This window comes from Acetobacter senegalensis (assembly GCF_001580995.1).
Taxonomy (GTDB): Bacteria; Pseudomonadota; Alphaproteobacteria; order Acetobacterales; family Acetobacteraceae; genus Acetobacter; species Acetobacter senegalensis.
On record NZ_LHZU01000143.1, the window covers coordinates 104,290 to 117,598 of the forward strand.

Below are 13,309 nucleotides of genomic sequence, written 5' to 3' on the forward strand. Positions count from 1 at the left end.
GGGGCCCTGCCCTTCACGCCATTTTGCTCTCTGCACATAAACGGGCCAGAGGAAAAAAGCTGTCACAGCTCCATACCCCCATGCAGGGAACCCCATTGCAGGTGCCCGGCTCGGCCAGTGCCGCAAGCTCATACCAAACAGATCGCGTCAACCGCGCTTCCACCGGAAACATGCCATCACCGGTCCGCACAAGCAGGTAAGGCGGGCACCCGCCATCACCGCAGGCATCAGGCGGAACATCCCATACGGCGCGAATCGGATGCTCACGGCTGGCGATGACCGGTTCATCCACATTGGTGCGAAAACACAGGCGCTGCATGCGGCCGCAGCCCTTCCATTCCAGCTCTACCGCCAGAAATGGCACATCTTCCACTTCAATATACCCCGTCTCGAAAGGAGTACGGAGCAAATAGCCGCCTTTTTTGTCTCTGGTCAGCATGGACCCGAACAGACACACCATGGGCTTGCGCTCTATAGGGGTGCCCCGATACAACCAGACCCCATCCCGACGGATCAGAAACGGCAGTTTTCTGGGCTCTTCGCCTGTTTTCGCCGTATCGGGTCCTGCGGTATGGCAGGGAGATCCGCGGTCAGGGTGTGGGCCTTCATCATGCACTGACAGATAATCCTGTTATGACTGTTTCACTGCGTGGAGAATGATATAGGGATCATACCCCGCTTGATGTAAGCCCTGTATCTGCACAGACTGGACCCATGACCGCATCAGACACACAGCCCCAGCCCGCCCCGACCCAACCTGATGTGCGTGAGGCCGACCGCCTTTGCGCCCACCTGCAGGCCGTGCAGCAGGAAACAGCCCGCGTGATTTTTGGGCAGGGGAAGGTCATCAACCAGACACTGACCGCCATACTGGCCGGGGGCCACGCCCTGCTGGTTGGCGCGCCGGGGCTGGGCAAGACCCTTCTGGTCACCACCCTTGGCACCGTGCTGGGGCTTGATGCGCGCCGCGTGCAGTTCACCCCGGACCTGATGCCGTCTGACATTACCGGCAGCGAAATTCTGGACGAAGACGCCTCCGGCCACCGCAGTTTCCGCTTTGTCCCGGGCCCGGTCTTCTGCCAGTTGCTGATGGCTGATGAAATCAACCGCGCCAGTCCGCGCACACAGTCCGCATTGTTGCAGGCCATGCAGGAACGCCGGGTGGCCGTGGCCGGAGCAGAGCATAAACTGCCCCAGCCTTTCCATGTGCTGGCAACCCAGAACCCGCTGGAGCAGGAAGGCACCTACCCCCTGCCAGAAGCCCAGCTTGACCGCTTCATGCTGCAAATTCCCCTCACCTTTCCGGATGCAGAGTCGGAACGCGCCATGCTGCTGGCCACCACCGGCTCGGAGCAGGCTCCGCCCCAGCAGGTTATGAGTGCGGAAAGCCTGATTGCGGCGCAGGCTCTTGTGCGCACCCTGCCGGTGGGTGAAAAAATTGTAGACGCCATTCTGGCGCTGGTGCGCTCCGCCCGCCCGGAAACCACGCAGGATGAAGCCTTGCGCGGCCAGATTGCCTGGGGCCCAGGCTCACGCGCTGCACAGGCCCTGATGCTGGCCACCCGTGCCCGCGCCCTGCTGGATGGCCGCCTCTCCCCCAGTCTGGATGATGTGATTGCGCTTGCCCGTCCGGTTCTGGCGCATCGTATGGCGCTCACATTTGCGGCACGCGCGGAAGGCGTGCATCTGGATGATGTGATCACCCGGCTCGTCAACCGGCTGGGCTGACGCCTTGGCACAGTCTGCCTTTTCACCCGCCGCCCTGCTGCGCCTGTTTCGGAACCGGTCTGCCGGACAGAACCTGAGCAGCGGGGAGACCACGTCCTTCACGGCCCCTACCGGCCGCCAGCCCGATACCCGCACGGCGGCAGCACCCTCCGGCGCAGCTTCTGGCGTTGCCAATCAGGCGTCCTCCCTTGCCGCACGCCTGCCGGACCTCGTGATCCGAGCAGACCATATTGCCGCCACGCTATATGCAGGTCAGCACGGCCAGCGGCGCGCAGGATGGGGAGACACGTTCTGGCAATATCGTCAGGCGCAGCCCGGCGAGCCAACAACACACATAGACTGGCGACAGTCCGCCCGCAGCACCCATGCTTATGTGCGTGAAACGGAAGCCGAATCCGCTCAGACGATCCTGCTGTGGTGTGATCTTTCCCCCTCCATGCAGTGGCGCTCTGCATCCTCTCTGCCTGAAAAGCGGGAGCGCGCGGTACTCCTGCAACTGGCCATGGCCGCCTTGCTGCTGCGCAATGGGGAGCGGGTAAAGCTGCTGACTCCCTCCGGCATGGCCCCGTTGCCCGCCAGCGGGACACCGCTGGAACGGCTGGCGCTCGGACTGGCCCATATGGAGCGCACCTCCACACCCTCAGCCAGCGTGCTTCCTCCGGTTTCTCTGGTGCCACGCCATGCCCATGTTCTCATTGCCAGTGATTTTCTGTGCCCGGATGAAGCATTGTTGTCCTGCCTGCGCCATCTGGCGGGCCTGCCTGCACGGGCACACCTGATCCAGATCGCAGATCCGGCAGAGCTCACATTGCCCTATCAAGGGCGTGTGGAATTTGAGGGGCTGGAACAGGAAGCGCCGGTTGATCTGCCCCATGTGCAAACACTACGGCAGGACTACGAGAGCCTTGTCACCGCCCGCAATGCTGCTTTAACAGCGCAGGCCGCAACATATGGGCATGACCTTGTTTTACATTGCACGCAGGATGCGCCCCTGCCCACATTGCTGACGCTGCATGGCCTGATAAGCGGCAGATCCGGTGGCCACCGTGAGGGCGCGCGGCCATGATTTTTCTCACGCCATTTGCTCTTCTCGGTCTGGTCACTCTGCCTTTGGTCTGGTGGCTGCTCAAAGCCACCCCGCCTAAGCCGCGCAAACAGAGCTTTCCGCCCATCCAGATTCTGCGCGGCCTGCGGCAGCGTGAAACGGATATTGCCCGCTCGCCTTTATGGTTGCTGCTGGTGCGTCTGGCGGCCGTAACGCTGCTGGTTCTCGGGCTGGCGCACCCTGTAATGCCGGGGGAGCATGTGCCTACCTCCGGCCACGGCCCCCTGTTGCTGGTGCTGGATGATGACATGCTTTCCGCACCCGGCTGGACGCAACGCATTGCCACCGCGCAAGGATTTGTGGATGACGCAGCCCATGCGGGCCGCCCTGTCCTGCTGCTCCGCACAGCCGCCATACCGGAAGCCCTCGCTGATCAGGACATTCCTCACCCTCGCCCGGCCAGCGCCGTGCAACAGGATCTGAACAGCCTGCGTCCTGCTCCATGGGGCACAGACCGGGGCGCCGTCGCCCATTTGCTGGAAACCCATCCGCCGGCTGACGTGGGCAATGTGGTCTATCTGGCCAATGGGGTTGCCTCAGCGGGAGATGCGGCCTTCGCCAAGGCATTGCGTGCCCAGGGCCCTGTGCAGGAAGTACGTTTTCCCGATGCGCCTGCAGTGGTTCTTGCTCCCGCCCCTGCGCGGAACGGGCCTGTCATTGCCCGCCTTCTGGCTCTGCCCGATCCGTCTGCACCCCGTGCCTTTACCGTGCGTGTTCATACGCAGGATGGCGGGACACTGGCTGTTGTGCCGGTTACGCTTCCGGCCGGTGCGGCCAGCGCAGATGTGCTCGTTGATCTGCCGAACACCGTGCGTAACCGGATTGATCAGGTTGCTCTGGCAGGGCAGTCCAGCGCAGCAGGCACCCTGCTGTTTGATGAAGGCGACCGCCTGCGCCCCGTAGGGCTGATGACCACAGGTGCCGCCGATACGCCTTTGATCGGGCCGCTGTTCTATCTGCGGCGGGCGCTCGCCCCCACGGCAGACCTACATGAAGGCAACGGTGCGGCCCTGCTGACCCAACCTCTTTCCGTTATTATTGCCCCTGACGGCACTCTGGCGGACCCCAGCACACGGCAGAAAATTGCGGAATGGGTCAAAAACGGCGGCACGCTCGTCCGTTTTGCTGGCCCTGCTCTGGCAGGCGAGCACCATGAAGCAGGCCAGCCCACTCCAACAGACGATGCAGATAACGATGGCACCGCACAGCCACCTTCCGGCCAGACGTCAACGGACCCCACGGAGGACCTTCTACCGGTAGCCCTGCTTGATGGCTCCCGCCAACTGGGAGGCACCATGACATGGGGAGCCCCGCAGAAGCTGGCACCGTTTGACGCCAGCTCCCCTTTCCATGGGCTCGATATCCCGGCGGATGTCACCGTCTCGCAGCAGGTTCTGGCCAGCCCTGTGGCTGATCTCGCCGCACATAGCTGGGCCAGATTGACGGACGGCACGCCTTTGGTCACCCATGCCTCACTCGGTAAAGGTGAAATTGTGCTGTTCCACATCAGCAGCACGGCAGACTGGTCAAACCTGCCGCTCTCCGGCCTGTTTGTGGCCATGCTGCAGCGGCTGACAGATCACGCCAATGGTGTGAGCATTCCTGCCGATGACAGCCTGCTGGCCCCTGTCATGACGCTGGATGGTGAAGGTGTTCTGGGCCCGCCACCGCCGACTGCGCGTGGCCTGAAAGCCAGCGCCTTTGCTGAAACAGATGTCTCACCTGCCCATCCGCCGGGGCTATATGGCCCCCGTGCCGCCCGGCGCGCCCTGAACGCAGGCACCCACTTGGCAAGCCTTTCTCCCGCGCAACCTGTGGGCACACTCACCACCCCGGCAGGGCGCAGACCCGATACACCTCTGGGCCGCTATTGCCTGCTTGCCGCAGTCTTCCTCCTCCTGCTGGATACCCTGATGGTGCTGCTCATGCGTGCTGGTGTTGTCTTTGGCAGAAAACGCCTGCCAACCAGCACGGCTCTTTCTCTGGCGTTTCTTCTCGCCATGGCATCCCCTGCCAGCCTTTGGGCCGCAGACCGGCATGACCCGGCGCTGGCCCAAGCACAGCAGACCCCGCAGCCTGAACAGACGGTTCCGCCCGCAACGGCCTCGGCCCCGACTACTGAGACCGCGCCTGCGTCTCCTCAATCTGGCGATCAAGGAAAGTCCTCTGTTCCGGGGGCGGCGCTGGAAACACGTCTGGCTTATGTTCTGACCGGCCATGACGATGTGGATACTGTGTCCCGGCAGGGCTTGCAGGGCCTGTCGGACTATACCAACGCCCGCACGTCCGCCAAACTCGGCCACCCGGATGGCGTGCGCCCGGGCCAGGATGATCTCAGCTATTATCCACTGCTTTACTGGCCCATCACGCCCGATGCCCGCACCACTCCGGCACAGACAGCCGCGCTGACCACCTTCATGGCGCATGGCGGTATTCTGCTGATTGACACACAGGGGCAGGATGCCAGCAGCCAGAATGACGGGGAGAATTCAGGCAGCTTTGCAGGTGATGCACCCGGCACCCGGTCCGCCTTGCGGCGGGTGACCAACGGGTTGCCCATCCCTCCACTGGCCACCATTACAGACCACCATCTGCTGGCCCACACCTTCTACATGCTGCATGATTTTCCGGGCCGCTATGCCGGACAACCCATCTGGGTGGCACGGGAAGGACAGGCTGAAAATGATGATGTGAGCCCGGTTATTATCGGCTCTGCGGACTGGGCGCATGCTTGGGCTGTGGATGAGGAAGGCAACACCCCCTACGCCGTAATTCCTGACGGTGCGGATCAGCGCCAGCTTGCTTACCGGTTTGGGGTCAACGCCGTAATTTACGCCCTGACAGGCAATTACAAGGCAGATCAGGTGCATGTGCCCATGTTGCTGCAACGGCTGGGAGAATAAACGCCCATGCTGACTCATCTTGCGCAATCCTATGGGTTTGCTCCCCTCATTCCCCTCTGGCTGCTCGCTGGCATCGGCATACTTGCGCTCGTGCTTTGTGCCTATGCCATAAGCAGACGCACCAAAGGGGCCATCCTCAGGTTGGGGGCGGTGCTTTCCCTTCTGCTCTGGCTGTCAGGGCCGCAACGTCTGCATGAAAGCTGGCACGTTCTGCCAGAAACCGCGCTGCTGCTGGTGGATCAGTCTCCCTCCATGTCCATCGGGCACAGGGCTGCTCTGGCGCGGCAAGCGGCGCAGGCCATGGAACAGGCTCATACACAGGGCCTGACTCTGCGCACCGTTCCCGTGCGGAATTCCGGCCATAACGGAACCCGCCTGTTTGATGCGCTGGATCAGGCCGCGGCAGATATTCCGCCCGATCAGTTTGCGGGCGCTGTCATGCTCACGGATGGACAGGTATCAGACATTCCCAAATCCATTCCGGAACGCCTGACGCCAGCCGGGCAGAATGGAGAAAAAACCCACCTGCCCCTGCATGTGCTGATCCCGGCCAAAGGCGAGGAAACAGACCGTCAACTGCGTATTCTGCAAGCTCCGCCATATGGTATTGTTGGCCAACCCGCCAAACTGCGCGTGCAGGTGGATGATGCAGGCCCCGGAACCACACCGGGCACTCAGGCGGAACTCACCTTGCGCGTGAATGGAGAAGAACCGCTCTCCATACCCGTCACAACGGGTACGCCGCAGGATATCTCCCTGCCGGTGTCCCATCCCGGACAGATGCTGATCAGTCTGGCCGTCTCACCGCTGGCGGGTGAGGTCTCGCAGATCAACAACCAGACCATTACCCGTATGACGGGCATCCGTGACCGCCTGCGTGTGCTCCTGATTTCCGGCACCCCCAATCAGGGTGAACGCGTCTGGCGTCGGCTGCTTAAGGCTGATCCCTCGGTTGATCTGATTCACTTCACCATTTTACGGCCACCGGATAAGGACGACGGCACACCGCTGTCTGATCTGGCACTGATTGCCTTCCCGGTGCGGGAACTGTTTCAGGAAAAAATCAACCAGTTTGACCTCATCATTCTGGACGGATTTGAAAACCAGAACATCCTTCCGCATGCCTATCTGAACAACATTGCCAACTTTGTGCGCAAAGGTGGCGGCCTGTTGCTGACAGCCGGACCAGAATTTGTCGGCCCCGGCACCCTTCAGGATACGCCTGTGGGTGACATCCTGCCCGCACACGTGCCGCTGGAAAATGGCATGGTGGAACAACGCTTCCGCCCCCATCTGACGCCAGAAGGCCGCAGGCACCCGGTAACGGCGGCCCTCCCCGGCGCGCCGCCCACCAACGCGGACTCTGCGGCTCAGACCATTCCGGGCCAGTGGGGGCCATGGTACCGGGCGCTAAAGCCAGACACCACGCATGGCGAGGCCCTGATGAGCGGCCCAGACAACGCCCCCCTGCTGGTGCTGGACCATGTGGATCAGGGCCGCGTTGCGCTGCTGTTGTCTGACCAGATCTGGCTTTGGTCCCGTGGAGAGGGCGGCGGCGGCCCGCAGGCCGAACTTCTGCGCCGTATCTCTCACTGGCTCATGAAAGAACCTGAGCTGGAAGAAGAACAGCTGAACGCCAGCATTGCCGGTGGAGAACTCACCGTTACACGGCGCAGCACGGCGGCGGAGCCCCGGCATAACGTTACCGTCACGCCCCCTTCGGGCACGCCTGTCACGTTAACGCTTGATGCTACGACAGCCTCGGCACAGACGCGGAAAACTGGCGCACCTGAGGCCGATGGTGGGCAAAGTGGGATCAGCACCGGACATATGGCAGCGGAACAGCCCGGCATCTGGCAGGTGGACGATGGGGCCCATAAGGCCTTTGCCGCCCCCATGCCGCCAGACCCGCAGGAATTTGCAGACCTCCGCGCTACAGCCAGCAAACTGCAGGACATGGTTTCAGCCACTGGTGGCGGCATGCTCTGGACGGGGGATACCGCCTCCGCCCCGGCTGTGCCCCAGCTTCAACTGGCAGACGGCCGCACCCTGCACGGCGAGAACTGGTTTGCGTTTCCGCACCGGAATGCTCATGTAGTAACAGGTAGAAGTGCAACACCCCTGCTGCCTGAATGGGTCATGCTGAGCCTGTCGCTCCTGCTGTTGTTTGCCGGATGGTGGCGGGAAGGACGAAGCTGACCCTCAGCTCCTTTCCGCACTCCCACCATTGTGGTAATTTATAAGTGACGTTTCCTGTATGGACAGACCATGACCCGCTCGTTCCGCATTATTCCGGCTGCTCTGGCCTGCAGCAGTTTTCTGGCTCTCGCCCTTCCCGCCACCGGCTGGGCCCAGTCCGCCCGCGAGCAGGAAGCGCAGGCTGCTGCGGAAGAAGCCGCGCAGAAGGCTGAAGCCGCCAAGGCCGCAAAACGCGCGGCTCCTCCTGCAGCCATTCCCGGCGCGGGCGCTGAAGACGATGACGATGGCGAACATTCCAATACGGATATGGAACCCACTGCCGCCCTGTTTGATGCCATCAACCGTGGCAGCATCAGCGCAGCCAAGGAATCCATCAATCGTGGGGCGGATCTTCACAGCAAGAATGTGCTTGGGCAGACCCCGCTTGATATGTCCATCGATCTGAACCGCAACCCCATCACCTTCCTGCTACTCTCCCTGCGCGGCAATGATGATCGTGTGCGCACGGATGTTGCGGCTGAAACCCGCAGCATGAAAATGGAAAACGGTAGCGGGCATCTGACCATTGGCGGAAGCGCTGGCCGACACGGCACCCTTCCCCATGAAAGCCGTTACGATACATCTGGTGGCAGACCGCAGCCGGATGTCGGGTTTCTTGGATTTAGCGGCGGCTGAGCCCCCTGCTTTCCTTTTAGTCCGCGCAGTCCGTTCATAAAAAAAAGCCGCCCTGTTGAGGCGGCTTTTTTCATATCATGCCATGATACTGGCTCAACCGGCGGCAGCAGCCTTGGCCATGGATGCCGTTGTTTTTGCCTGTTCAAGACTTTCCTGACGCAAGACATCCAGCGGAAGAAACTCGCCATTGCGTTCAAAATGCCAGAAGGTCCAGCCGTTGCAGGACGGCGCATTGGTCAACTGTGCGCCCAACTTGTGGATGGAACCCCGTTTGGCACCACTGACCAGCGTGCCATCAGGCGAAACCGTAGCGCTCACACGCTGTTTTTTGTCACACAGCACCGTACCAACGGGCAAAAGTCCGCGCTCCACAAGGCTACCAAAAGGCACACGGGGGGCTTCACGCTTGTCCTGCGTGGTCACAACCGCATCATCAGCCAGCGGCGTTTCCCGCGCCACACGGCTCATGGCGGCTTCCACATAATCCGGATGCCGCTCAATGCCGATAAAACGGCGGCGCAACCGGCGGGCCATGGCGGGGGTCGTGCCTGTACCGGTGAAGGGGTCCAGCACCACATCATCAACCGTGGTAGAAGCGAGCAGCACGCGATGCAGCAGGCTTTCCGGCTTCTGCGTGGGGTGCAGCTTCAGCCCGTGTTCATTCCGCAGGCGTTCATTGCCGGTGCAAAGCGGCAGATACCAGTCAGACCGCATCTGAACATCATCATTCAGCGCTTTCATGGCCTGATAATTGAACCGATACCGGCTATCCTCGCTCCGGGCTGCCCAGATCAGGGTTTCATGCGCATTGGTAAAACGACGCCCCCGAAAATTCGGCATGGGGTTGGATTTGCGCCACACAATATCATTCAGGATCCAGAACCCCAGTTCCTGCAAAATCGCGCCAATGCGGAAAATGTTATGATAGGAACCGATCACCCAGATGGTGCCATCCTTGTGCAGCACACGCCGCGCTTCTGTCAGCCATGCACGGGTAAAGCGATCATACTCCTGAAGATCGGAAAACTTGTCCCAATCATCATCCACACCATCCACCAGGGAATCATCGGGGCGGCGCAGTTCACCACGAAGTTGCAGGTTGTACGGCGGATCAGCAAACACGCAATCAACAGAGCCGGAGGGCAACGTGCGCATGGTTTCAACACATTCGCCACGCAGAATCTGGTCCAGAGGCAGTTCCATGCTCATTGATTTTGCGCCGCTCATGCCCGGCCCTCCGTATAAAAATGTTCAATTTGCCGGCGCACAGTGCCGAAGGTTCTACGATGATGCGGGGTAATCCCCGTTGTGGTCAGCGCCAGCCGGTGAGCTGCAGTGCCGTAGCCCGCATTTTTCTCCCACCCATAAGCGGGCCAGCGCGTATCCAGGCGGGCCATGATGCGGTCCCGCACAACCTTGGCCACAATGGAGGCGGCAGCAATGGACAGGCTCAGGCGATCGCCCCCCACCACTGTTTGCGTGCTGCATCCAAAATCGGGCGTTTTGTTACCATCCACCAGCACATGATCAGGCAAGCGCGGCAGCCGGGCCACGGCACGCTGCATCGCCAGATGAGCCGCATGATGGATGTTCAGGAAATCAATTTCGGCAGTCGAGGCTGCGCCAAGCCCGATTTCAATACCGGGCACATCAGGCAGGCGGGCCGCAATGGCCTCACGCACTACCGGTTTCAGTTTTTTGGAATCATCAATAATAGCCGCCAGATCAGCGGGCACGCCAGCGGCAAAGACCACGGCGGCGGCGACTACGGGACCAGCCAGTGGGCCACGGCCCACTTCATCTACTCCGGCGACACGTCCGCCATGCTGCTGTTCCCGCGTAAAATCCGGCATTGCCCCTCTTTCCATCGATTTGGTGCGACTCGGCAAAAAATACCGAGTCGCACCAACTGCGACTCCGTGAGGCAAGGAGAATCACTTTTCACCGCTCAGCGCAAGAGTCGCGGTGCAGGAAATTTTCAGGAACGCTTGCCGCGCGGGAACACCAGCCAGCCGATCAGCAGACCAAACACGGAAACAATACCCAATGAAAGCAAAGGCTTATCACGCACAAACGTGACAGCTTTTTCTACTACGCCTTCCCCTTCCTCATACAGGTCAGCAAATTCCTGCTGCGCCATGCCGGAGAACTGATCGAACTTGCCTTCTGCCTGAAGACCCAGATCGCCGGTCAGGCCGCCAGCCGCATCCTTAATCCGGCCTTTTGCGTCTTCGGCAACGCCTTCAACCTTGTTTGCGACCGTTTTGAGTTTATCGTCAGCCATAGGCTTTCTCCTTGTTTTTTGACCGCATTCTTCCACCCGGCAGCTCTTTTGGGGCCATCCGGGCCACGGTCTTCTGTTGCATCAGAACGCAAAAACTCGTCTCTGACTAGCATGCTGTCTGTCAGTCGTGTTCATCTCACCGCCCTTATCGTCGCATCCATGCTGTTCATGGAGCAGCTTGATGGCACCATCCTCTCAACCGCCCTGCCATCCATTGCTAACAGTTTGCATGTGGATACGGTTGCAACATCCGTTGCGCTAACCTCCTACATCATAGGGTTAGCCATATTTATTCCCGCTTCCGGCGCGTTGGCAGACAGGCTGGGCAGCCGCACGGTTCTCAGTTGCGCCATCATTATTTTCGTTTTGTGCTCAGTAGCCTGCGGCTCGGCGCACAGCCTCCTGTTTCTGGCTTGTATGCGCACTTTGCAGGGCATTGGGGGCGCGCTCATGGTCCCGGTCGGGCGTCTTGTCGTGCTGCGCAGCACGCCGCGGGAGGAGTTGGTGCGTACCATGACGTGGATGATGCTCCCCGCAACGCTTGGTCCGCTCATGGGGCCTGTGGTGGGTGGGTTCATCACCACCTATCTGTCCTGGCGGTGGAATTTTTACCTCAACATCCCTGTCGGCATTCTGGGGTTCATCCTCACCCGCCGTTTCATCCCGGAGGTAAAAGAGAAGGAGCCTCCGCCGTTTGACCTCACGGGCCTGTTTCTTGCAGGCGGCGGCTTGGCCGCCCTTTCTGTCGGCACGGAACTGTTCACCCATAATCAGGGATCAGCCACGCTTCTCCTGTCGCTCTTTCTGGGGGGCTTTGCCTTTATGGGCGGGTACGGTTTTCACGCGGCAAGGTTGATTACTCCTCTGCTTGATTTCAGGTTACTGGCCATTCCCACATTCCGCATCTCTGTGCTGGGCGGAGCCGCCTCACGCATTGCCGTGGGGGCCTTTCCCTTCCTGCTGCCTGCTTTTCTGCAAATCGGGTCCGGGCTGACGGCGGCCCAAAGCGGCATGGTCACCTTCATTGCCCCTGTGGGAGCGCTCGCCATGCGTCCATGGGTGCCCGCGGTGCTCAAGCGCTGGGGGTTTCGCCGAGTGCTTATGGTAAACGGGTTTTCAGGGGGGATTCTCTCCATTCTGATTTCCAGCTTTCATCAGGGTCAGGCTCTCTGGCCGCTCTACCCCATTCTGCTTGCCGCAGGCATGGCACAGGCCACACAGTTTTCGGCCTACAACACCATTGCCTATGCAGATATTCCCGCCAGCCGCATGAGCGCCGCCACCAGCTTTTACGCAACCATGCAGCAACTGATGCTGTCCTTGGGCATCTGTATCGCAGCAGGCACGCTTACTCTCTCCGGCCTACTGCATGGGCGCATCGAACCAACCTCCCACGATTTTGCAACCGCCTTCATTGCCGTTGGCGTCATCTCGTTACTGGCAGTGCCTGCGGCCGCCAGCCTTAACCCCAATGCAGGCGCAGCACTCAGCGGCAAGAAGGAATAATGCTTAGCCCTCCGCATGATTTAAGGCGCAAAAGGGGCGGAATTTTTTAAGTTTTTATTTATAGTTTTTCTTTTCCGCCCGAACCCTTGGACCATGCCCTTATTCTGGTATACGCTCGGCGCATTCTGATGGGCAGTCGGAGGTGTGTCTGCCTTATACTTGTTTCTTAATGGTATTGAATCTGGCATAGACAACCACCTATGCCGTTTCTGTTCTCGGGCAGGCAGTGGGATGAGCCTCCCTGTCTGTTTTTTTCAACATTTAATTAGGTGAACGACCCGCGCGCCCCATGGATAACCAGACCACGGACCCCCGATCCGATTCACCCACGCCTCCTCGCTCTTCCAGCAGAAAAAAACGTCTTATCTGGAGCGGCGTCGCCGTTGCCGGTGTTTGCGTGCTGGCATTTGCGTTCCTGCGCCCTCATGGCACACAAAACACTGGCACCAGCAAACATCATCGCCGCCACGCTGTGCAGCAGACCTCTGACGGAGGTGATGCCCAGCCCGTAGCCGTTGAAGCCGTTAAAACCGGCGCCATGCCCGTTGTTCTGACCGAACTTGGAACGGTGGTGCCCGTCACCAACGTGACGGTCCAGACCCGTGTGGAAGGCTATCTGACCAAGGTCCTGTTCACGGAAGGTCAGCATGTTCACAAGGGCGATCTGCTCGCCGTGATTGATACACGCCCGTATGAAGTCCAGCTTGCGCAGTATGAGGGCCAGCTTGAACGGGACAAGGCCGAGCTTGCCCAGGCACGGGTGGATAACGCCCGTTACCAGCGCCTGATCAAACAGGACAGTATTGACGCCAAAACGGCGCGGGATCAGGAATTCACCGTCGAGCAGATGGAAGGCACGGTCAAATCCGATCAGGCGCTGGTAACGGGCGTTATCCACCCGTGCCTGGG

Annotated in this window: 11 protein-coding genes; 7 read left to right on the forward strand and 4 right to left on the reverse strand. The window is 60.5% G+C overall.

Annotated features, from left to right (window positions below; all coding sequences use genetic code 11):
• Nucleotides 1-13: 13 nt before the first annotated feature.
• Nucleotides 14-526, reverse strand: a complete 513-nt coding sequence (locus tag AD948_RS14065; RefSeq protein ID WP_227004961.1) for a DUF1285 domain-containing protein — start codon at nucleotides 524-526, stop codon at nucleotides 14-16.
• 188 nt (nucleotides 527-714) lie between these two features.
• On the opposite strand from AD948_RS14065, the gene AD948_RS14070 reads away from it, so the two are divergent.
• The 5 genes from AD948_RS14070 to AD948_RS14090 all read left to right on the forward strand — a co-directional run bounded on the left by AD948_RS14070 (nucleotide 715) and on the right by AD948_RS14090 (nucleotide 8,610).
• Complete coding sequence (locus AD948_RS14070) at nucleotides 715-1,728, forward strand: AAA family ATPase (protein ID WP_061472446.1); 1,014 nt, start codon at nucleotides 715-717, stop codon at nucleotides 1,726-1,728.
• Nucleotides 1,729-1,732: 4 nt separating this feature from the next.
• On the forward strand, nucleotides 1,733-2,794 hold the full coding sequence (locus tag AD948_RS14075) for a DUF58 domain-containing protein (RefSeq protein ID WP_061472447.1): 1,062 nt from the start codon (nucleotides 1,733-1,735) through the stop codon (nucleotides 2,792-2,794).
• Nucleotides 2,791-5,736 (forward strand): DUF4159 domain-containing protein, encoded by a 2,946-nt coding sequence (locus tag AD948_RS14080; RefSeq protein WP_061472448.1) that lies wholly within the window; start codon nucleotides 2,791-2,793, stop codon nucleotides 5,734-5,736. Before AD948_RS14075 ends, AD948_RS14080 begins: the two co-directional genes overlap by 4 nt.
• A gap of 6 nt (nucleotides 5,737-5,742) precedes the next feature.
• Complete coding sequence (locus AD948_RS14085; protein WP_061472449.1) at nucleotides 5,743-7,935, forward strand: hypothetical protein; 2,193 nt, start codon at nucleotides 5,743-5,745, stop codon at nucleotides 7,933-7,935.
• Nucleotides 7,936-8,004: 69 nt separating this feature from the next.
• Nucleotides 8,005-8,610 (forward strand): hypothetical protein, encoded by a 606-nt coding sequence (locus AD948_RS14090; RefSeq protein ID WP_061472450.1) that lies wholly within the window; start codon nucleotides 8,005-8,007, stop codon nucleotides 8,608-8,610.
• 93 nt (nucleotides 8,611-8,703) lie between these two features.
• On the opposite strand, the gene AD948_RS14095 is transcribed toward AD948_RS14090, so the two are convergent.
• From AD948_RS14095 to AD948_RS14105, 3 genes are all read right to left on the reverse strand, one after another.
• Nucleotides 8,704-9,837: a site-specific DNA-methyltransferase gene (locus AD948_RS14095; protein ID WP_006558984.1), complete on the reverse strand. Its 1,134-nt coding sequence runs from the start codon at nucleotides 9,835-9,837 to the stop codon at nucleotides 8,704-8,706.
• Nucleotides 9,834-10,478, reverse strand: coding sequence for a ribonuclease HII (locus AD948_RS14100; RefSeq protein WP_176373059.1), 645 nt, complete (start codon nucleotides 10,476-10,478; stop codon nucleotides 9,834-9,836). Before AD948_RS14100 ends, AD948_RS14095 begins: the two co-directional genes overlap by 4 nt.
• A gap of 110 nt (nucleotides 10,479-10,588) precedes the next feature.
• On the reverse strand, nucleotides 10,589-10,894 hold the full coding sequence (locus AD948_RS14105) for a CsbD family protein (protein ID WP_006558982.1): 306 nt from the start codon (nucleotides 10,892-10,894) through the stop codon (nucleotides 10,589-10,591).
• A gap of 111 nt (nucleotides 10,895-11,005) precedes the next feature.
• Between AD948_RS14105 and AD948_RS14110 the strand changes: the two genes are divergently transcribed.
• Both AD948_RS14110 and AD948_RS14115 read left to right on the forward strand, forming a co-directional pair.
• Nucleotides 11,006-12,400, forward strand: coding sequence for an MFS transporter (locus AD948_RS14110; RefSeq protein WP_061472451.1), 1,395 nt, complete (start codon nucleotides 11,006-11,008; stop codon nucleotides 12,398-12,400).
• Nucleotides 12,401-12,689: 289 nt separating this feature from the next.
• A partial coding sequence (locus AD948_RS14115; protein ID WP_156479044.1) for a biotin/lipoyl-binding protein occupies nucleotides 12,690-13,309 on the forward strand: 620 nt, incomplete at its 3' end.

Excerpts from the sequence above, each read along its gene's own strand:
- AD948_RS14085 (WP_061472449.1), top strand. The coding sequence starts at position 5,743 with ATGCTGACTCATCTTGCGCAATCCTATGGGTTTGCTCCCCTCATTCCC.
- AD948_RS14095 (WP_006558984.1), bottom strand. The coding sequence starts at position 9,837 with ATGAGCGGCGCAAAATCAATGAGCATGGAACTGCCTCTGGACCAGATT.
- AD948_RS14100 (WP_176373059.1), bottom strand. The coding sequence starts at position 10,478 with ATGGAAAGAGGGGCAATGCCGGATTTTACGCGGGAACAGCAGCATGGC.
- AD948_RS14110 (WP_061472451.1), top strand. The coding sequence starts at position 11,006 with ATGCTGTCTGTCAGTCGTGTTCATCTCACCGCCCTTATCGTCGCATCC.
- AD948_RS14070 (WP_061472446.1), top strand. The coding sequence starts at position 715 with ATGACCGCATCAGACACACAGCCCCAGCCCGCCCCGACCCAACCTGAT.
- AD948_RS14090 (WP_061472450.1), top strand. The coding sequence starts at position 8,005 with ATGACCCGCTCGTTCCGCATTATTCCGGCTGCTCTGGCCTGCAGCAGT.
- AD948_RS14105 (WP_006558982.1), bottom strand. The coding sequence starts at position 10,894 with ATGGCTGACGATAAACTCAAAACGGTCGCAAACAAGGTTGAAGGCGTT.
- AD948_RS14080 (WP_061472448.1), top strand. The coding sequence starts at position 2,791 with ATGATTTTTCTCACGCCATTTGCTCTTCTCGGTCTGGTCACTCTGCCT.